The sequence below is a fragment of the Sphingomonas sp. GM_Shp_2 genome, assembly GCF_026540875.1.
Lineage (GTDB): Bacteria > Pseudomonadota > Alphaproteobacteria > Sphingomonadales > Sphingomonadaceae > Sphingomonas > Sphingomonas carotinifaciens.
Genome location: NZ_JALNUQ010000030.1, coordinates 26,356 through 45,613 on the forward strand (window position 1 = coordinate 26,356; position 19,258 = coordinate 45,613).

Genomic DNA, 19,258 nt, shown 5'->3' on the forward strand with positions numbered 1-19,258 from the left:
CCTTGTTACTGTTCGACCGCCATCGTGACGCGGTAGGAAACCGGTGTCAACAGGGTGGCGCGGATCATGGCGCGGGGCTGGCCTTTACAGAAAACCGGTGTCAGGATCGGGCTTGCCTGTGCCGCTGCGGGTCGCCGGGCCGGAAGACCGGCACTGGCCGCGGGGCCGAGGGGGAGGTAGAGCACCGCCATGCAGAAGACCGGTCAGCCGACGATCAACGACGTGGCGCGCGAGGCCGGCGTGTCCAAGAAGACGGTCAGCCGGGTCATCAACCGCTCGCCCTTGCTGGGTGACGACACCCGCCGGCGGGTGGAGGCGGTGATCGAGCAACTGGGCTATATCCCCAATCCTCAGGCACGCGCGTTGGCCTTGCGCCGCAACTTCCTGATCGGGCTGGTCCACGACAACCCCAATGCGCAGACGGTGATGAACGTCCAGCAGGGCATGCTGGAAGGCCTGTACGGCACCGAGTTCGAGATGGTGGTGCGGCCGCTGGACCGTGGATCGCCGAGGATGCTGGACGATCTGCGCCACTTTCTGGAGCGGCAACGCCTGTTCGGCGTGCTGCTGCTGCCGCCGGTCAGCGAGAACGACACGGTGGCCGAGCTGTGCCGGGATATCGGCTGTCGCTATGTGCGGATGGGATCGGCGCCTCTGGATGCGCCGGAGCAGATGGTGGCGTCCAACGACCGCGAGGCGGTGCGCGCCGCGACCGACTATCTGATCGCGCAGGGGCACCGGCGGATCGGCCTGATCTGCGGCCCCCATGGCTTCCGCTCAGGGGTGGAGCGTCGCCGAGGCTTCGAGGAGGCCTTGGCGGCGGCGGGGATCGCGCTGCCCCGCTCGCTGATCGCGGACGGCAACTACACGTTCGAATCCGGGCTGGTGGCGGCGGACCGGCTGCTCGATCTGGTGCCGCGACCGACCGCGATCTTCTCGTCCAACGACGAGATGGCAGCGGGCGTGATCCATGCGGCGCGGCAGCGCGGGCTGGAGATACCGCGCGACCTGTCGATCATCGGGTTCGACGATACGCCGATCGCGGCGCATGTCTGGCCGCCCCTGACCACGGTGCGCTGGCCGATCGCATCCATGGCGCGATCGGCCGCGCTGAAGCTGATCGCGGGATATGAAGAGGGGGAGCCGGTGGAGGAGCCGTCGCTCTTCCTGTCTACCCTGATCCGGCGCGGATCGGTGTCGACCGCGCCGGCCTGACCTTGCCATGGTGTCTGACACCGGTTACCAATTGTCACACAGCCGCGGGGAAGCGGCGGAGAGGAAGATGATGACCCGGCCGTTGACCCTGCACCCCGACCGGCTGTTTCCGGCAGACCCGACGACCCGCGCGATCGCGCGGACACTATATGCACAGGTCGCCGATCTGCCGATCGTCAGCCCGCACGGGCATGTCGATCCCTCCTGGTTCTCCAGCGATGCGCCGTGGACCGATGCGACGAGCCTGTTGCTTGCGCCCGACCATTATCTGTTCCGCATGCTCTACAGCCAGGGGCTGGACCTCGACCGGCTGGGGATAGCGCGGCGCGGCGGCGTGGTGCCGGATACCGATCCGCGCGCGGCATGGCGGCTGTTCGCCGAGCATTACCCTCTGTTCCGCGGCACGCCGTCGCGCCTGTGGCTGGACCACGTCTTTGCCGAGGTGTTCGGGATCGACGTGGCACTGGAGGCGGCAACGGCGGATTTATACTATGACCTGATCGGCGAGGCGCTTGCCACCGAGGCGTTCCGCCCGCGCGCCCTGTTCGAACGGTTCCGCATCGACTTTCTGGCGACGACGGAGGGTGCGCAGGACGATCTGGCGCATCATGCGGCGATCCGCGCCTCGGGCTGGCAGGGGCGCATCGTCACCACCTATCGCCCGGACGGGGTGATCGATGTCGAGCATGAGCAGTTCGCCGGAGCGATGGAGCGCTTTGCCGAGCTGACCGGTGAGGATGTCCATGACTGGCGCGGCTATCTGGCGGCGCATGCCAAGCGGCGCGCGGCGTTTCGCGCCATGGGCGCGACCGCGACCGATCACGGCCATCCCACCGCCCAGACGGCCAATCTGTCGACCGCCGAATGCGAGTCGCTGTTCGCCCGGATCGTCGGCGGCACCTGGTCGGCGGCGGATGCCGAGCTGTTCCGCGCGCAGATGCTGACCGAGATGGCCAGGATGAGCGTGGAGGACGGCATGGTGATGCAGATCCATCCCGGCTCCTTCCGCAACCACAATGCCGGCCTGTTCGCCAGCCACGGCCGCGACAAGGGCGCCGACATCCCGATGCGCACCGATTACGTGTCCGCGCTGAAGCCGATGCTGGACGTGGTGGGTACCGAGCGCGACCTGACGATCATCCTCTTCACGCTGGACGAGAGCAGCTATGCACGCGAGCTGGCGCCGCTGGCGGGCCATTATCCCTGCCTGAAGCTGGGTCCGGCCTGGTGGTTCCACGACAGTCCGGAGGGAATGCGCCGGTTCCGCGAGATGACGACGGAGACGGCCGGATTCTACAACACGGTCGGGTTCAACGACGATACCCGCGCGTTCCTGTCCATTCCGGCGCGGCATGACGTCGCGCGGCGCGTGGACTGCGCGTTTCTGGCGCGACTCGTCGCCGAACACCGGCTGGAGGATTGGGAGGCGGCCGACCTGGCGGTCGAATTGACCAGCGGATTGGTACGCCGCGCCTATCGTATCGCGTAAAAATATGTGGGAAGCGTTCTCACCATGTGCAACATTCCCCGCAATCTGATGACGGAGCCTGTTTGATGTTCGACCGCACCTATTACGCCACGCACCCCGACATGATGGATTGCGTATCCAATGACGAACTGCGCGACCGCTACCTGATCCAGGGGCTGTTCCGGGCCGGCGAATGCGTGCTGAACTACACCCATGCCGACCGGTTCGTGATCGGCGGCGTGGCGGTCGAGACCGGATCGGTGAAGCTGCCCGACCAGACCGAGCCGGCATCGGCGGCGGGTCACCCCTTCCTGGAGCGGCGCGAGCTCGCGATCGTCAATGTCGGCGCGGTCGAAGGCACGGTGACGGTGGACGGCGAGGTCTTCACGCTGGCGGGCAAGGATTGCCTGTACGTGACGATGGGTGCGACCGACGTGCAGTTCGCCGGCGACGGTGCCCGTTTCTATCTGGCGTCCTGCCCGGCGCACAAGGCGTTCCAGACGCGCAAGCTGGGCATCGCCGACGCCAACGCGCTGGATCGTGGCAGCCTGGAGGAATCGAACGAGCGGACCATCTTCCAGCTCGTCATCCCCGGCGTGTGCGACAGCGCGCAGCTGGTGATGGGCCTGACCGTGCTGAAGCCGGGCAGCGTGTGGAACACCATGCCCCCGCACGTCCATGAGCGCCGCAGCGAGATCTATTTCTACTTCGAACTGGACGGCCCGAACGACCGGGTGATGCATTTCATGGGCGAGGGCGAGGCGATGCGCCACATCGTCATGGCGAACGAGGAAGCGGTGATCAGCCCGCCCTGGTCGATCCACATGGGTGCCGGCACCAAGGCCTATGCCTTTATCTGGGCGATGGCGGGCGAGAACCAGGATTATACCGACATGAACGTCCTCGACATCTGTCAGCTGGCGTAAGCGCGATGGGCAATCCTTTCGACCTGTCGGGCAAGGTCGCGGTCGTCACCGGTGCCAATACCGGGATCGGCCAGGCGATCGCGCTGGCGCTGGCCGAGGCCGGTGCCGACATCGCCTGTGTCGGGCGCACCCCGGCGGAGGATACGGTGGCACAGGCACGCGCGCTGGGCCGGCGCGCGGAGATCGTGTCCGCCGACCTGTCCACCATCCAGCCCGTGCAGCGGGTGGTGGACGAGACGCTGGAGAAGCTGGGCGGGCTGGATATCCTGGTCAACAATGCCGGCATCATCCGCCGGGCAGACGCGGTCGACTTCACCGAGGAAGACTGGGATGCGGTGGTCGACACCAACCTGAAGTCGGTGTTCTTCCTGGCCCAAGCGGCCGGGCGGCACATGATCGCGCAAGGGGGCGGCAAGATCATCAACATCGCATCGATGCTGACCTTCCAAGGTGGTATCCGCGTGCCGAGCTACACCGCGTCCAAGGCTGGCATCGGTGGGCTGACCAAGCTGCTGGCGAATGAATGGGCCAAACACGGCGTACAGGTGAACGCCATCGCGCCCGGCTATATTGCCACCAACAATACCGCAGCACTTCAGGCGGATGCGGCGCGCAACAATGCGATCCTCGACCGTATCCCGGCGGCGCGCTGGGGTGACCCGGCCGATCTGGGCGGCGCGGCGGTGTTTCTGGCAAGCCGCGCGTCCGATTATGTGCAGGGCCATATCCTGGCGGTCGATGGCGGCTGGCTGGCCAGATAAGGGGTAAAGGACATGGGTCGGTTCCTGGCTTTCGGCGAGGTGATGCTGCGCCTGTCGCCGCCCGGGCGCGAGCTGTTGATGCAGTCGCCGCGGCTGGACGTGTGGGTGGCGGGGGCGGAGGCCAATGTCGCGACGCAGCTGGCGCGGCTGGGGCATGATGTCGGGTTGGCGACGCGCGTGCCGGACAATGATTTGGGGCGGGCGGCGATCACCACGCTGCGCGGCCACGGCGTCGATGTGTCGCAGGTGCAGACGGGCGGCGAACGGATGGGGTTGTACTTCGTCACCGCGGGCGCCGGCCTGCGCGCGACGGAGGTGATCTACGACCGCGCCCATTCCGCCTTTGCCGAGGCGCCCGTCTCCGCCTGGGACTGGGACAGGATGCTGGCGGGCGTCGACCGGCTGCACCTGTCGGGTATCACGCCGGCGCTGGGCCCCGTACCGGCGGAAAGCGCGATCGCGGCGGCCGCGGCAGCGCGCGAACGTGGCATCGCGGTGTCGTTCGACGGCAACTGGCGCGGCAAGCTGTGGGAGCGGTGGGACAGCGACCCGCGCGCGATCCTGCGCCGGATCGTGGAGCAGGCGGACCTGATGTTCGGCAACCACCGCGATATCGCGCTGCTGCTCGGGCGGGACGATTTCGGCGGTGAGGGCGAGGATCGGCGCCGCGCCGCGGCCGAGGCCGCGTTCGCGGCGTTCCCCAATCTGCAGACGATCGCGTCTACCGCGCGTCATGTCGAGCATGTCGACCTGCACCGGCTGTCGGCGCGTGTCGATGCACGGGATAGCCATGCGCAGACCGCGGAGGTGGAGGTGGCCGGCATCGTCGACCGGATCGGCGGCGGCGACGCCTTTGCCGCGGGCGTGCTGCACGGCCTGCGCCGCGGTGGCGATATCGGGCAGGCGGCGGCGACCGGGCTGGCGCTGGCCGTGTTGAAGCATTCGTTGCCGGGCGATGCGGGTCTGTTCCGCCAGCCCGATCTCGACGCCTATCTTGCCGGCGGGCTGGATGTCCGCCGCTGACGGCTGGACGCGCCGCGCGGCCCTGGGTGGCGGCGCGGCGCTGCTGCTCGGCGGGACCGCGGCGGCGCGCCAGGTGCGTGCGGTGCGGTGCGCCGCGGGCGATTTCATCGGCACGCACGAGGGCGGGTTGCGGGTGTTTCGCGGCATCCGCTACGGCCGGGCGGAGCGGTTCCGCGCGCCCGTCGCGGTAGCATTGCCGGGCCGGCGGGTGGCGGCCGACGCCTTTGGCCCGGTCTGTCCCCAGACGGGGCCTTACGGCCCGCAGGACGAGGACTGCCTGTTCCTCAACATCTGGACGGCGGAGGCGGATGCCCGCGCGCGCAAGCCCGTGATGCTCTACATTCATGGCGGCGCCTATTCGAACGGCAGCGTCACCGATCCGATGAACGACGGCCGTCACATCGCGGGGCGCGGCGATGCGGTGGTGGTGACGGTGAACCACCGGCTGAACGCGTTCGGCTATGCCTATCTCGCGCGGCTCGACCCGCGCTTTCCCGACAGCGGCAATGCCGGGCAACTGGACCTGATCCTGGCGCTGCGCTGGGTGCGCGCGAACATCGCCGCGTTCGGCGGCGATCCGGGGCGGGTGATGGTGTTCGGCCAGTCGGGCGGCGGCGCCAAGATCGCCACGATGATGGGGATGGAAGCGGCGCAGGGCCTGTTCCACCGCGCCGCGACGATGAGCGGGCAGCAGGTGACGGCGTCCGGCCCGATGAACGCGACGGCGCGGGCGCGCGCGCTGCTCGCCCGGCTGGGGGTGGGCGAGCGCGACCTGTCCCCGCTGCTGACCATGCCGGCCGCGCGGATCGTCGAGGGGCTGGCGGCGACCGACCCGGTGCTGGGCGGCGGCCTGTATATGGGGCCGGTGCTCGACATGACATGGCTGACCCGCCATCCATTCTGGCCCGACGCGAACCCGCTGGGCGCGCGCGTGCCGATGATGCTGGGCAACACGCATGACGAGACGCGCGCCTTTATCGGCCCCGACTCGCCAAGGGTGAGAGGGCTGAACTGGGACAATCTGGCCGAGCGGATGGCGCCGGAATTGAAGGTGGACATCCTGCCCGAATGGGTCGTCGCCCAGTTTCGCGCGCGCTACCCGGCCTATGGCCCGCTGGACGTGTTCTATGCTGCGACGACAGCGGGACGAAGCTGGCGCGGACAGGTAGAGGAAGCCGAGGCGCGGGCGCGGGCCGGGGTGCCCGGCTGGGTGTATCAGGTCGATTTCGCCTCGCGCACCGATCCGGCGCGTGGTGCCTTTCACACCATGGATATCCCGCTGGTGTTCGGGACGCTGGATGCGCCGGGGTCGCAGACGGGAACAGGGGAGGATGCGCGGGCCGCATCCAGGGCGATGCAGGATGCGTTCTGCCGCTTTGCCGCGAGCGGCGAGGCCGCATGGCCGCGCTATACGCTGGAGACGCGTGCGACGATGATCTTCGATGCCGCGTCGCGGGTGGAGAACGACCCGCGACGCTGGGAGCGCGAGCTGTTCGCGCGGGTGCCCTATGTGCAGCCGGGAACGTGAAATGGCATCCCGACCAGCGCGGTTTCAGCGTTCTGAGCGAAACGCAAAATACCGGGGATAGCGTGACTTCAGGACGATGAGCACCAAGACGAAAGGCGCAAGGCCGACAGCCGAAGCGGTGGTGAAGCCCATTCGCGGCTGAAGAAGCGCGACGGCGCCATATTGGCAGAACTTGCCGAGGATGACGCCCAGCACGACGAACGCCAGCGTGTAGATCGTCCGTTTCAATATCACCCCCAGTCGGTTCAAAGGACGCCGTTCATGGGCGTACCACCGGATAGGCGATGATCAAGGCCAGCGGCTCGCGACCGGTCTGGCGGATGCCGACCCGCTCGCCGGTGTAGAGATAGGCGGCCATGCCGGGGCCGACGGTGCGGCGCGCGCTGCCCGATGTCACCTCGCCGCGGCCGGACAGCACATAATAGACCTCGTCATGCGCGATCACATGCGCGCCGATCGCGGCGCCGCGATGCAGGATGCGCTTGCGGAACTCCATGGTGCGGTCGGGCACGCCGTCGCTGATCCGAAACGCGGTGCTGGTGCCGATCGCGCCGTGCGGCGGGCTTTCCTCGCGCCGGACGGTGCGTTCGTCGATGACGATCAGGGGGCGGGGCGCAGGGGTCTGCGCGGCGGGCAGGAGCATCAGCAACAGCGTGGCGACGGGCATCCGGGGCACCTTTCCAACGAGAGTATTGACAGGCGTTTATCGTGCTTTCATGATCCTGACACCGGTTACCTGTTCCATGCAAGGGGCAGGCGGGCGCACCAGAGCACTGGGCGTTCGGGAGAGGAAGGCGGGACCGCCCAAGGGCTGGCAACGCATCGTCTCCGACCAGATCATGGGAAACCGGTGGCAACCGGTGTCAGCGGCATCGTCCGCTTTGGGAGGGGATGAGCATGACCAAGGGTTTCAACCTCATGCGCCGCAATCGGATCGGCCTTGGCGTATCGCTGGCGGCGCTGACCGCGGCGCTCGCCATGCCGACGAGCGTCGGTGCGCAGGCCGCCAATATCCCGTCGACGCAGACCCCGGGAACGCCGGCGCAGACCGATCCCGCCCCGGCGCAAACGGGCGTGGTCCCGCCCGACACCACCGAGGAACCGGCCGATTCCAGCGCGATCGTGACGCCGCAAAGCGCCGACCCGGCCGCAGGCGGCGATGCGGACATCATCGTCACCGGCTTTCGCCGGTCGCTGGATGCCGCGCTGAACGTGAAGCGCGATTCGGTATCCGCGGTCGATGCGATCGTGGCGGAGGACATCGCCAAATTCCCCGACCAGAACCTGGCCGAGTCGCTGCAGCGCATTCCGGGCATTTCGATCCAGCGCGACGCCGGCGAGGGGCGGGCGATCACCGTGCGCGGTCTGGGCGCGCAATTCACCCGCGTGCGCGTCAACGGGCTGGAAACGGTGGCGACCTCCACCGACGGTGCCAGCGCGAACCGCGACCGCGCGTTCGACTTCAACGTCTTCGCATCCGAGCTGTTCAACTCGATCGTCGTCCACAAGACCGCCGAGGCGTCGCTGGACGAAGGATCGCTGGGCGCGGTGGTCGATCTGAACACCGGCAATCCGCTGGGCGGCAAGACCGGAGTGACCTTCGTCGCGGCGGCGCAGGGGACGTATAACGACCTCTCGGAAAACCTGCGGCCGCGCGTCGCCGGGCTGTTGTCCTGGAAGTCGGCGGACGGCAATTTCGGCGCGTCGGTATCGGGCGCCTATACCAAGACCGACAATCTGGAACTGGGCAACAACACCGTGCGCTGGGCACAGGCCCGCTTCGACTCGGTGAACGGCACGCCCTGCTATTTCACGAGCGCCACCAGCGCCACGCGGGCGTCGAATGCGGGTGGCGTTTACCGCCCGAGCGCGGCGTGCGACCAGGCGGCACTGGCCTTCCACCCGCGCATCCCGCGCTATGGCGAGGTGTTTCACGGACGCGAGCGGCTGGGCCTGACGGGCAGCGTGCAATGGTCGCCGTCGGACGCCACCAAGGTGTCGATCGACGCGCTCTATTCGCGCTTCACCGAGGATCGCGAGGAGAAATGGGGCGAGGTGCTGCTCCGCTCCAACGAGCGGTCGATCGACCTGTTGAACCCCGTCTATGACGGCAACAACAATCTGATCTCCGCGACGCTGAACGATGCCTGGGTGCGGACCGAGCATTATTATCGCCGGTCCAAGACGGAATTCTATCAGGTCGGCGGAAGCTGGGACCAGGATGTCAGCGACCGTTTCCGTTTCACCCTGATGGGCGGCATATCGCAGTCGGATGCGACGATCCCGGTCGAGACGACCTTCGTGTTCGACGATCGCGACGCGCAAGGGTACAGCTATGACTATACCAACTCGCGCAGCCCGCGGCTGACCTTCGGCACCAGCGTGACCGATCCGGCGAACTTCCAGCTGGCCGAGATCCGCGACCGGCCTTCGACCACGGTCAACAAGTTCCGCACCGGGCAGCTTCGGACCGAATGGGACGTGACCGACGGGTTCCAGGTGAAGACGGGCGCGATGTATCGCCGGTTCGAGTTCGATACCGAAGGGTTCACCCGCGACGCGGTGCTGTGCCCGACCAGCACCACCGCGCGTCCCGATGCGGTGCTGGGCGCGGTGACGTGCACGCCCTCCTCCGTCTTTGGCGCAAACGCGGTGTACGGCCTGCCGGCGGGCAATCTGGGCGAGATCTTCAAGCTGGGCAGGGCGGGGCAGCCGCGGGGTACGACGACCGAGTTCCTGATCCCCAACATCGCCGCATCCGCCGCCGCGACCGGGCTGTATAATCGTCCGCTGGTGGTCGACCCCGGCAACATCCGCAACGTCGTGGAGGAAGTGACCGGCGGCTATGCCCAGTTCGACGTGAAGGGCGATGTCTTCGGACTGGACTATGCGGCCAATGCCGGCATGCGCTACGCCCATACCGCGCAGCGCTCCACGGGGTTGAACAACGGCGTCGCGGTGACGGTGGAGCGCAGTTATGACGACTGGCTGCCGGCCGCCAACCTCGCCTTCTTCCCGACCAGCGAGATCATTCTGCGTGCCGCGGTCGCCAAGGTCATTACGCGTCCGGCACTGGGCAACCTGACGCCGGGCGGGTCGGTCGACGGCTTCAACTACCGGATCAGCTTCGGCAATCCCAACCTGCTGCCGTTCCGTGCCACCGCGTTCGATCTGGCGGCGGAATGGTATTTCGCGCCGCAGTCGATCTTCTCGGTCGCGGCGTTCAAGAAGAATGTGGAAAGCTTCCCCGTGTCGGTGACGACGGCGGGCACCTATGCCTCCACCGGCCTGCCGCTGTCGATCATTCCACCATCCTCGCCCGCTGCCTCGGCGCCGGAGGGGCAGATCTGGACGATCAACTCGATCACCAACGGCACGGGCGCCAGCCTGAAGGGCGTCGAGATCGCGCTGCAGGCGACGTTCCGCTTCCTGCCCGGCTTCCTGAAGAATTTCGGTGCGATCGCCAACGCGACCTTTATCGATTCCGATGCGACCTATACGCAAAGCGGCCCTGCCGTGGTGCCGGGCGGCGCGCTGGTGAACGTGGTGCGCACCGAGACGCTCTATGGCCTGTCCAAGCGGCAGTATAACGGCACGCTCTATTACGAGGATGCCCGTTTCTCGGCACGCGGTTCGATCAGCTACCGGGGGCCATATATCGATGGCAGCTCGGGCACCGGCAACATCTTCGAGGGGTATAACTCGACGATCAACGTCGATGCCTCGCTGCGCTACAAGCTGACGCCCAATCTGGAGATATCGCTGGAGGGCACGAACCTGACCGACGAGTATCGGGACCGCTACACCGATCTCGATGCCAATCGGAATTACGAGAATAATCACTTCGGCCGCACCTTCCTGTTCGGTGCGCGCTTCAAGATGTAGGTCAGTCGACGAACAGCCCGTGGGGCGGGGTGGCGGGCGCGTCGATCGCGGGCCGCTCCCCCAGCACCACGACGATGCTGCCGATGACGATCAGCACGCCGCCCGCGATCAGCGCCACCCCTGCGGGGTCGCCGAACAGGGTGATGCCGACCAGCGCGCCAAACAGCGGTTCGATGTTGATGAAAACGCCCGCACTCGCGCTGTCGACGCGCGCCGCGCCATATTGCCACGCGGCGGTCGCAAAGAAGGTGGAAAGCAGCCCCTGGCCGATGATCCCCGACCACGCGACCGGCCCGATGGCGAGCGACGGGGGACCGTGCAGCACCAGTGCGACGGGCAGGATGGCGAGCAGCGCCACGACGAGCGTCACCGCCGGCACCGCCAGCGGCGAGCGGGTGGCGGGTGCGCGCTTCGCCAGGATCAGCCAGCCGAGGAACACGACCAGCGAGGCGAGCGACAGCGCGATGCCGACCGGCGTGCCGGCCCCGCCGGGCTTTCCCGCGATCAGCGCGGCGCCCAGTGTCGCGCCGGCGACGCCCATCCATGACGCGCGGCTGACCCGCTCGCCCATCGCCCAGGCGGCGACCGCGACCAGCGCGGGCATCGCGCCGACCAGCAGCGCGGCCAGCGTGACCGTGACGCCGGCCAGCCCCTCGAACTGGACGATGAAGGCAAGGCCGTAGAGCACGCCCGCCGCGACCACCGCCGGCGAGCGGAACAGCGCACGCGCCTCCGCACTGCCCAGCGCAAAGGGCAGCGAGGCGATGCTGGCGACCGCAAAGCGCAGCAGCACCATGTGCGCGGGCGCCACCTCGCGCAGGGCCAGCTTGCCGAGGGGAAAACCGAGGCCCCAGAACAGGCCGGCGAGGGTGAGGGCGATAAAGGCAGCGCGCATGAGCCGCCCCTGCAACGCCATGCCTTTTTTACGCAAGACAAATTGACGAACGCGCCGGCGCGCGCAATCATCCGTATTATAGCCGTAAGACGGCGCAACGATCGGGGGATTAAGAGGGTGCATCGACGCGATTTCCTGGCCGCGACCACCGCGGCGCTGGGCAGCGGTCTGCTGCCGGGCTATCTCGGCCGCGCGATCGCGGCGGAAGAGCTGCAATCGGCCATTCCGGGCGAGGTGAAGAAGCGGCTGGCCGATGTCGCGCTGAACGCCGCGCGCGGTGCCGGCGCGACCTATACCGATGTCCGCATCGGCCGCTATCTGCGCCAGTTCGTCATCACGCGCGAGGCGAACGTCCAGAATGTGGTGAACACCGAATCGCTGGGCGTCGGCATCCGCGTGATCGCCGACGGCGCCTGGGGCTTTGCCGCGACCAACGGGCTGACCGAGGACGCGGTGGCAGACGCCGCGCGTCAGGCGGCCGCCATCGCCAAGGCCAATGCGAAAATCCAGTCCGAACCGGTGCGCCTTGCCCCGACGCCCGGCGTGGGCGCGGTGTCGTGGAAGACGCCGATCGTGAAGAACGCGATGGCGGTGCCGATCAAGGACAAGGTCGACCTGCTGCTGGGCGTCAATGCCGCGGCGCTGGGGGCGGGTGCCAACTTCGTCAATTCGATGCTGTTCGTCGTCAACGAGCAGAAATATTTCGCCTCCTCCGACGGATCGTACATCGATCAGGACGTGCATCGCATCTGGGCGCCGATGACGGTGACCGCGATCGACAAGGCGACCGGCAAGTTCCGCACGCGCGAGGGGCTGTCCGCGCCGATGGGGCTGGGCTTCGAATATCTCGACGGCAAGGCGGCGGACAAGTTCACCTCGCCCAACGGCGTCGTGAACTACGGCATGTCCTACGACATGAAGGAGGATGCGATCGCCGCCGCGCGTCAGGCCAAGGCGAAGCTGACCGCGCCGTCGGTAAAGCCGGGCAAGTACGACCTGGTACTCGACCCCTCGCACACCTGGCTGACCATCCACGAATCCGTCGGCCATCCGCTCGAACTCGACCGGGTGCTGGGCTATGAGGCGAATTACGCCGGCACCAGCTTCGTCACGCTCGACAAGGTCAAGGAGCGTTTCCAATATGGCAGCCCCGAAGTGTCGATCGTCGCCGACAAGCTGCAACTGGGCAGCCTGGGCGCGGTCGGATACGACGACGAGGGCGTGAAGACCAAGAAGTGGGACCTGATCCGCGACGGCAAGCTGGTCGACCTGCAAGCGATCCGCGATCAGGCGGCGATGCTGGGCAAGTCCGCGTCGGACGGTTGCTGCTACGCCGATAGCTGGTCCAGCGTGCAGTTCCAGCGCATGCCGAACGTCAGCATGGAGGCGGGCAAGAAGAAGCATTCGGTGGCCGACATGATCGCCGGCGTCGACAACGGCATCTACATCGTCGGCGACGGCAGCTTCTCGATCGACCAGCAGCGCTACAATGCGCAGTTCGGCGGGCAGCTGTTCTACGAGATCAAGAACGGCAAGATCACGCAGCAGATCGAGGACGTGGCCTACCAGATCCGCACGCCGGAATTCTGGAACGCCTGTGTCGGGGTATGCGACCAGAGCGATTATCGCCTGGGCGGATCGTTCTTCGACGGCAAGGGCCAGCCCAGCCAAGTGTCGACGGTCAGCCATGGCTCGTCCACCGCCCGCTTCAACGGCATCAACGTCATCAACACCGCGCGCTCGCTCGGCTGAGACCGGTCTTCCAAGGAAATCCGCACATGACCATTTTCACCGAAGACCAGGCGCGAGCGATCCTGACCAAGGCCGTGTCGCTGTCCAAGGCGGACGAGTGCACCGCCCAGCTGTCCGGTTCGATCAACGGCAATATCCGCTTTGCGCGCAATGCGGTGTCGACCAGCGGCATCGTCGACGATGCCGATCTGGGCGTAACAGTCGCGTTCGGCAAGCGCGTCGGCACGGCCACGATCAACGCCTTCGACGATGCCTCGCTCGCCCGCGTGGTCGCCCGGGCCGAGGAATTGGCGCGGCTCGCCCCCGAAAACCCCGAATTCGTCCCCGCCATCGACAAGCAGGCCTATCGCGCCAGCCCGACATTCAGCGCGGCGACCGCGGGCATCACCCCGGATTACCGCGCCAAGGTGGCCGGCGATTCGATTGCGGCCTGCAAGGGCGAGAAGCTGGTCGCGGCCGGCTTCCTTCAGGACGGGCAGAGCTTCACCGCCTTTGCCAATTCCAAGGGCAATTTTGGGTATCAGCGCGCCAGTGGCCTGGACTACACCTGCACGGTGCGCACCGAGAACGGCCAGGGATCGGGCTGGGTCGGCCGCAACCTTCAGGATTCGTCCGCCTTTTCCGCGGCGACGGAGGTTCGCACCGGTATGCGCAAGGCGGCCGCCTCGGTCGAGGCGCGAGCGCTGGAGCCGGGCAAATATACCGTGATCCTGGAACCGGCGGCGGCGGCGGGGCTCATCAGCTTCATGATGAACTTCTTTGGCGCGCGCGAGGCCGACGAGGGACGCAGCTTCCTGTCGAAAAAGGGTGGCGGCAACAAGCTGGGCGAGCAGGTCTACGACCCGCGCGTGACGATGATCGCCGATCCGTGGCATCCGGAGGCGGCGGTGATGCCGTGGGACGGCGACGGCCTGCCCCGCCAGCGTCAGGCGATCGTGCAGGACGGCAAGATCGCCTCCCTCGACTACAGCCGCTTCTGGGCGCAGAAGATGGGCAAGACCGCGGTCGGATCGCCGGGCAACCTCATCATGTCGGGCGGGACCAAGTCGACCGCCGACCTGATCCGCGGCACCGAGCGTGGCATCCTCGTCACCCGCACCTGGTATATCCGCATGGTCGATCCGCAGACGGTGCTGCTGACCGGCCTGACCCGCGACGGCACCTTCTATATCGAGAACGGGCAGATCAAATATCCGGTGAAGAATTTCCGCTTCAACGAAAGCCCGGTGATCATGCTCAACAATATCGACGAACTGGGCAAGCCGGTGCGCGTGGCAGGCGACGAATCCTCGCTGGTGATGATGATCCCGCCGATGAAGCTGCGGGACTTCACGTTCACGTCCCTGTCCGACGCGGTGTGAGGGGAGGGGGTGCTTTGGTCCCTCTCCCCGGAGGGGAGCATCAGGTGAACAGCGCTCCGCGCTGTTCAGCCCATGCCGGGGGCATGGGCGACCTGATGCTGGAAGGGGCCCGCTGGCGCAGGGCAGTGGGAAGGGTGAGGGGTAGCCAGGCAGTGCTCCGTTCGTGGCAGCCCCTCATCCTCCCCACGGCTGCGCCGCGGGTCCCCTCCTTCTCCCCGGAGGGGGGAAGGCGATGCTGACCCGCCAACAATTTCTCCGCCGTTTTGTAGCGGCCGCCGCCGCCGCCGCGCTCCCCCGCGCGGCGCAAGGCGCCGGCGCCTACGACTTCTGGTTCACCCGGCTGCGGTACGATTCCGGCGACTGGGACGTGGATCAGCGCATGCCGAGCAACCTGCTGACCGCGCTGGTCGACTATACCAACCTGCGCGTCGACCCGCGCGAGCGGGTGGTGGCACTTGCCGATCCCAGGATGCTGACCGCGCCCTTCTGCTACATGGCGGGGCACAAGCTGGTCGACTTCTCACCCCCCGAACGGCGCAATTTCGAGCGTTATGTCCGCAATGGCGGGTTCGTGTTCGTGGACGATTGCAACCACGATATCGACGGGCTGTTCGCCACCTCGTTCGAACGGCAGATGGCGGCGATCTTCGGTGCCTCCGCGATGAAGAAGCTGCCGAACAGCCACGCGCTCTATTCCAGCTTTTTCAAGTTTCCGGGGCCTCCCGCCACCGGGTTCGAGCTGAACGGATGGGGCGACGACCTCGTCCATGACTATCTGCGCGGCATCAGCATCGATGGCCGGCTGGGCGTCCTCTACAGCAACAAGGATTATGGGTGCGAATGGGACTACGATTGGCGCAACAAGCGTTTCCTGGCGGACGACAATACGAAGTTCGGCGTCAACATCGTGCTGTATGCGCTGAACAATTGAGCCTGGCATGACCGAAGGGGAGATCGAGGCGCAACTCGCCACGCTGACCACCTTACGCGCCGCAATCGGGCAGGCGATCGTCGGGCAGGCGGAGGTGGTCGAACAGCTGCTGATCGGCCTGATCGCGGGCGGGCACTGCCTGTTGGAGGGGGTGCCCGGTCTCGGCAAGACGCTGCTCGTCCGCTCATTGGGCGAGGCGCTGCATCTCGACTTCCGCCGGGTGCAGTTCACGCCCGATCTGATGCCCAGCGACATTCTCGGCACCGAATTGCTGGAAGAGGATCACGGCACCGGCAAGCGGCATTTCCGTTTCCAGCCCGGCCCCGTCTTCACCAACCTGTTGCTGGCCGACGAACTCAATCGCACCCCGCCCAAGACGCAGGCGGCGCTGCTGGAGGCGATGCAGGAACGCACCGTCAGCTATGGCGGCATCACCCACATGTTGCCGCAGCCCTTTTTCGTGCTGGCGACGCAGAACCCGCTGGAACAGGCGGGCACCTATCCGCTGCCCGAGGCGCAACTGGATCGGTTCCTGCTCCACATCCGCGTCGGCTATCCGAGCGAGGTGGAGGAGCGTGCGATCCTGGCACAGACCACCGGCAGCGGCCTGCCCGCGGTGCCGCGGGTGATGGAGGGGGCGGCCGTTCTGTCGCTTCAGGCGCTGGTGCGGCAGGTGCATCTGTCGGACGGGCTGCTCGACTGGATCACGCGCATCGTGCGTGCCAGCCGACCGGGGGACGGCGTGCCCGATGTCGTGACACGCTATGTGCGCTGGGGCGCCGGCCCGCGCGCCGGCCAGTCGCTGGTGCTGGCGGCCAAGGCGCGGGCGCTGATCCACGGCCGCCTGGCGGCGACGCGGGAGGATATCGCGGCGCTGGCCGGGCCGGTACTGCGCCACCGGTTGCTGCTGTCCTTTGCGGCCGAGGCGGAGGGCATGGACGCCGATGCGGTCGTGGCGGGCCTGGTCGCGGGAGTGGGTGGCCCTGTCGGCTGACCTGATCCCCGCCGACGTTCGCTACCGTCTGAAGGCGCTCGGGCTCGCCACCCGGCGCGCGGTGGGCGATCGGGGGATCGGCGCGCATGCCAGCCGGTCGCGCGGCGCCGGTCTCGAATTCGCGCAATACCGCGCCTATGAGCGGGGTGACGAGCCGCGGCAGATCGACTGGAAGCTTTATGCACGCTCCGACCGGTTCTTCGTGCGCGAGGCGGAGCGGGAAAGCCCGGTGGCGCTGTGGATCATGCTCGACGCCAGCGCCTCGATGGCGGACCGCTTGCCCGCAGCGCGGGGGGTGGCGGCATGTCTGGCCGAGCTGGCGCTGGCGAATGGCGACCGCTTCGGCCTGTTGGCGTTGCGGGGCGATGGCCTGCAAAGGGCGGCACCGGCATCAGGAACGCAGGCGCGCGACCGGTTGCAGCGGATGCTCGCCACGCTGGAAGCCGGGGGCGGCTTGCCCGACGAAGCGCTGCTCGCGCCTTTATGGGAACGGATCGGCGCGCGTGACCTGATCGTGATGCTGTCCGACTTCTTCGACGATGCCGCCGCCGCGCTCGCCACCCGATTGTCGGATGCGGGGCGGGAGGTGCTGGCGATCGAAATACTGACGCCGGCTGAGCGCGACTTCCCCTTTGTCGATGGCCATGTGTTTCGCGATCCGGAAACGGGCAGGGAGCTTGTGGGCGACGGTCCTGCGTTGCGCGACGCGTTTCTGATGCGGTTCGGGGAAGCCCGGGCGGCACTGCATGCACGCTTTACCGCTGCCGGGGTGGCCTGCGCGACGCTGTTCACCGACCAGCCGGTCGATACGCCGCTCCACGTCCTGTTCGGCCGGCGGGCATGACGCCTGCGCTGCTCGCTCCGGCGGCGCTCGCCAGCCTTGCCGCGATCCTGATTCCGCTGGTCATTCATCTTGCCCGTCGGACCGAGCATCGCCTCCTCGACTTTCCCGCCCTTCGATGGCTCCACCAGACGCCGCGCCCCCGTCACCGCCCACGCTTCGACGAATGGCCGCTGCTGCTCCTGCGCTGCCTGTTGATCCTGCTGCTCGCACTGCTCCTCGCCCGCCCGGTCCTGTGGAACGCCGATGCTCCCCATCCCGTCCTCGCGGCCGTGCCGGGTGCGCGGGTCGATGGCGCGCGGGGCGTGTGGCTGGCGCCGGGTTTCCCTTCGCTCGATACCGCCCCGCCGCCCCGTCAACCGGTGGCGAGCCTGTTGCGCCAGCTCGATGCCGAGTTGCCCAAGGGGGCGTCGTTGACCGTGCTGGTGCCACCGGTGATCGACGGCATGGACGCGATGCTGCCGGCGCTCTCCCGGCCGGTGACCTGGCGGATCGTGGCCGGTGCCGAACCCCCGCCGCCTCCGCCCGCCGCTGCCCCGCGGCTGGTCGTACAGGGGGCGGGGGTGGGCACGAACGTTCTGCATGCCGTTGCGGCTGCATGGGGCGGCGGGGCGAACGCGCCTCGGGTCATCGCTGCCGTGGCGCCCGGCGCGCTGCCCTCGGCGGTACGGGACCATGTGGCGGCGGGGGGGACCGCGCTGATCGGCCCGCGCACCGCCGTTGCCGCGACATGGGCCGATGCCGACGGCGCGATCCCTGCACAGGAAGCGCATCTGGGACGCGGCAGGCTGGTGCGCCTGACCCGCCCGCTCGATCCGGTCGCCATGCCGATGGTGCTCGACTCTGATTTCCCCATGCACCTGCGTACCCTGCTTCAACCCTTGCCCGCACCCTCCCGCGCGCCTGCCGCCGACCTCATCCCTCGCACCGGCGGCCCGACGCCCGATCGCCCCCAACGCGATCTGACGCCCCACCTCCTATGGACGACCGCCCTGATCTGGCTCGCCGAACGCCTACTCGCGACCCGGTCGCGCCGGGCTCCGTCGCCATGACGGCAGCAATGATTGAGCGGTTGGCGAGGCCGGCACGTCGTCGCGCGGGCCAGATCGTGGCGGCCCGCGCTATCCTACCGGCAGTAGTGCTGACGCTACTTGGCTGGCGGGCCGGCGGCGTGGGGCTGGCGTTGGGCTTGCTGGTTTCCGCTGGCGTGACGATCGTGGCGGCTGCGCTTCGCCAAGCGCGGCGCCTTGACGAGGATTGGCTGGTCGCGACGTTGGATCGCACCCATCCCGAGCTGGAGGATTCGACCGATCTGGTGTTCGCCGATGCGGCAGGCCTAAGCCCGCTTCAGCGGGTGCAGGCGGGCAGGATCGCGGTGCGTGTCGAGGCCATTCCGCCTCGCGAACTGGTCGAAGCCTGGCCTGCGCGCAAACTGGCGACTGGCGGGATCATCGCAGTGGCACTTGCGACGATCGTTCTGGTCTGGCCTGACAGCAAGGTGCCGATGCTGGCGCCAGCGGATGAAGGGCTCGCCGCGTCACCAGGCGTGCCGCGGCTGGTCGGGCAAGCTCTGATGGTCCAGCCGCCACCCTATACCGGTGCCCCGACGCGGACGCTCGGCACGTTAGATGCTCGCGTGCCCGAGGGTAGCCGACTGGTGTGGACGTTGCGGTTTGTG

The 19,258-nt window shown here is 67.7% G+C and carries 17 protein-coding genes and 1 pseudogene; 14 read left to right on the top strand and 4 right to left on the bottom strand.

What is annotated here, in order from left to right; all coding sequences use genetic code 11:
- Window positions 1–5: 5 nt before the first annotated feature.
- On the bottom strand, window positions 6–191 hold the full coding sequence (locus tag OXR08_RS11430) for a hypothetical protein (protein ID WP_267349939.1): 186 nt from the start codon (window positions 189–191) through the stop codon (window positions 6–8).
- On the opposite strand from OXR08_RS11430, the gene OXR08_RS11435 reads away from it, so the two are divergent.
- From OXR08_RS11435 to OXR08_RS11460, 6 genes are all read left to right on the top strand, one after another.
- Window positions 190–1,215 (top strand): LacI family DNA-binding transcriptional regulator, encoded by a 1,026-nt coding sequence (locus OXR08_RS11435; RefSeq protein WP_267349941.1) that lies wholly within the window; start codon window positions 190–192, stop codon window positions 1,213–1,215. The two genes, OXR08_RS11430 and OXR08_RS11435, sit on opposite strands and share 2 nt — an antisense overlap.
- Before the next feature lie 70 nt (window positions 1,216–1,285).
- A complete protein-coding gene (uxaC, locus tag OXR08_RS11440; protein ID WP_112382931.1) occupies window positions 1,286–2,704 on the top strand; it encodes a glucuronate isomerase in 1,419 nt (472 codons plus the stop codon).
- A 65-nt stretch (window positions 2,705–2,769) separates the two neighbouring features.
- Window positions 2,770–3,609 (top strand): 5-dehydro-4-deoxy-D-glucuronate isomerase, encoded by an 840-nt coding sequence (gene kduI, locus OXR08_RS11445; protein ID WP_267349943.1) that lies wholly within the window; start codon window positions 2,770–2,772, stop codon window positions 3,607–3,609.
- A 5-nt stretch (window positions 3,610–3,614) separates the two neighbouring features.
- Window positions 3,615–4,370, top strand: coding sequence for a 2-dehydro-3-deoxy-D-gluconate 5-dehydrogenase KduD (gene kduD, locus OXR08_RS11450; protein WP_267349945.1), 756 nt, complete (start codon window positions 3,615–3,617; stop codon window positions 4,368–4,370).
- A 12-nt stretch (window positions 4,371–4,382) separates the two neighbouring features.
- Window positions 4,383–5,393, top strand: a complete 1,011-nt coding sequence (locus OXR08_RS11455) for a sugar kinase (protein ID WP_267349947.1) — start codon at window positions 4,383–4,385, stop codon at window positions 5,391–5,393.
- The gene (locus OXR08_RS11460; RefSeq protein ID WP_267349949.1) at window positions 5,380–6,921 is read left to right on the top strand and encodes a carboxylesterase family protein; all 1,542 of its coding nucleotides are present in this window, start codon (window positions 5,380–5,382) and stop codon (window positions 6,919–6,921) included. The genes OXR08_RS11455 and OXR08_RS11460 overlap by 14 nt, the downstream gene beginning before the upstream one ends.
- A gap of 24 nt (window positions 6,922–6,945) precedes the next feature.
- On the opposite strand, the gene OXR08_RS11465 is transcribed toward OXR08_RS11460, so the two are convergent.
- Both OXR08_RS11465 and OXR08_RS11470 read right to left on the bottom strand, forming a co-directional pair.
- Window positions 6,946–7,149, bottom strand: a complete 204-nt coding sequence (locus OXR08_RS11465) for a hypothetical protein (protein ID WP_267349951.1) — start codon at window positions 7,147–7,149, stop codon at window positions 6,946–6,948.
- A gap of 31 nt (window positions 7,150–7,180) precedes the next feature.
- Entirely contained in the window at window positions 7,181–7,588 is a 408-nt protein-coding gene (locus OXR08_RS11470; RefSeq protein WP_267349953.1) for a cupin domain-containing protein, read from the bottom strand.
- 230 nt (window positions 7,589–7,818) lie between these two features.
- On the opposite strand from OXR08_RS11470, the gene OXR08_RS11475 reads away from it, so the two are divergent.
- Window positions 7,819–10,806 carry a TonB-dependent receptor gene (locus tag OXR08_RS11475; RefSeq protein ID WP_267349954.1) on the top strand — a complete coding sequence of 996 codons (2,988 nt, stop codon included), beginning with the start codon at window positions 7,819–7,821 and terminating at the stop codon, window positions 10,804–10,806.
- A 1-nt stretch (window position 10,807) separates the two neighbouring features.
- Here OXR08_RS11475 and OXR08_RS11480 read toward each other — a convergent pair whose 3' ends face one another.
- Entirely contained in the window at window positions 10,808–11,701 is an 894-nt protein-coding gene (locus OXR08_RS11480; RefSeq protein ID WP_112382934.1) for a DMT family transporter, read from the bottom strand.
- 117 nt (window positions 11,702–11,818) lie between these two features.
- Here OXR08_RS11480 and OXR08_RS11485 point away from each other — a divergent pair, with 117 nt between their 5' ends.
- From OXR08_RS11485 to OXR08_RS11515, 7 genes and pseudogenes are all read left to right on the top strand, one after another.
- On the top strand, window positions 11,819–13,453 hold the full coding sequence (locus OXR08_RS11485) for a TldD/PmbA family protein (RefSeq protein WP_267349956.1): 1,635 nt from the start codon (window positions 11,819–11,821) through the stop codon (window positions 13,451–13,453).
- A 26-nt stretch (window positions 13,454–13,479) separates the two neighbouring features.
- Complete coding sequence (locus OXR08_RS11490) at window positions 13,480–14,814, top strand: TldD/PmbA family protein (RefSeq protein WP_112382853.1); 1,335 nt, start codon at window positions 13,480–13,482, stop codon at window positions 14,812–14,814.
- Window positions 14,815–15,046: 232 nt separating this feature from the next.
- Entirely contained in the window at window positions 15,047–15,745 is a 699-nt protein-coding gene (locus OXR08_RS11495; RefSeq protein ID WP_267349958.1) for a DUF4159 domain-containing protein, read from the top strand.
- A 7-nt stretch (window positions 15,746–15,752) separates the two neighbouring features.
- The gene (locus OXR08_RS11500) at window positions 15,753–16,739 is read left to right on the top strand and encodes a MoxR family ATPase (RefSeq protein WP_267349960.1); all 987 of its coding nucleotides are present in this window, start codon (window positions 15,753–15,755) and stop codon (window positions 16,737–16,739) included.
- Window positions 16,723–17,583, top strand: a complete 861-nt coding sequence (locus OXR08_RS11505) for a DUF58 domain-containing protein (protein ID WP_267349962.1) — start codon at window positions 16,723–16,725, stop codon at window positions 17,581–17,583. Before OXR08_RS11500 ends, OXR08_RS11505 begins: the two co-directional genes overlap by 17 nt.
- Window positions 17,580–18,632, top strand: coding sequence for a BatA domain-containing protein (locus tag OXR08_RS11510; protein ID WP_267349964.1), 1,053 nt, complete (start codon window positions 17,580–17,582; stop codon window positions 18,630–18,632). The genes OXR08_RS11505 and OXR08_RS11510 overlap by 4 nt, the downstream gene beginning before the upstream one ends.
- Before the next feature lie 86 nt (window positions 18,633–18,718).
- Window positions 18,719–19,258 (top strand): annotated as a pseudogene (locus OXR08_RS11515) (DUF4175 domain-containing protein); the annotation flags it as partial.

Coding starts and splice junctions, on each gene's coding strand:
- OXR08_RS11435 (WP_267349941.1), top strand. CDS start 190: ATGCAGAAGACCGGTCAGCCGACGATCAACGACGTGGCGCGCGAGGCC.
- OXR08_RS11430 (WP_267349939.1), bottom strand. CDS start 191: ATGGCGGTGCTCTACCTCCCCCTCGGCCCCGCGGCCAGTGCCGGTCTT.
- uxaC (WP_112382931.1), top strand. CDS start 1,286: ATGACCCGGCCGTTGACCCTGCACCCCGACCGGCTGTTTCCGGCAGAC.
- kduI (WP_267349943.1), top strand. CDS start 2,770: ATGTTCGACCGCACCTATTACGCCACGCACCCCGACATGATGGATTGC.
- kduD (WP_267349945.1), top strand. CDS start 3,615: ATGGGCAATCCTTTCGACCTGTCGGGCAAGGTCGCGGTCGTCACCGGT.
- OXR08_RS11455 (WP_267349947.1), top strand. CDS start 4,383: ATGGGTCGGTTCCTGGCTTTCGGCGAGGTGATGCTGCGCCTGTCGCCG.
- OXR08_RS11460 (WP_267349949.1), top strand. CDS start 5,380: ATGTCCGCCGCTGACGGCTGGACGCGCCGCGCGGCCCTGGGTGGCGGC.
- OXR08_RS11470 (WP_267349953.1), bottom strand. CDS start 7,588: ATGCCCGTCGCCACGCTGTTGCTGATGCTCCTGCCCGCCGCGCAGACC.
- OXR08_RS11475 (WP_267349954.1), top strand. CDS start 7,819: ATGACCAAGGGTTTCAACCTCATGCGCCGCAATCGGATCGGCCTTGGC.
- OXR08_RS11480 (WP_112382934.1), bottom strand. CDS start 11,701: ATGCGCGCTGCCTTTATCGCCCTCACCCTCGCCGGCCTGTTCTGGGGC.
- OXR08_RS11490 (WP_112382853.1), top strand. CDS start 13,480: ATGACCATTTTCACCGAAGACCAGGCGCGAGCGATCCTGACCAAGGCC.
- OXR08_RS11495 (WP_267349958.1), top strand. CDS start 15,047: ATGCTGACCCGCCAACAATTTCTCCGCCGTTTTGTAGCGGCCGCCGCC.
- OXR08_RS11500 (WP_267349960.1), top strand. CDS start 15,753: ATGACCGAAGGGGAGATCGAGGCGCAACTCGCCACGCTGACCACCTTA.
- OXR08_RS11510 (WP_267349964.1), top strand. CDS start 17,580: ATGACGCCTGCGCTGCTCGCTCCGGCGGCGCTCGCCAGCCTTGCCGCG.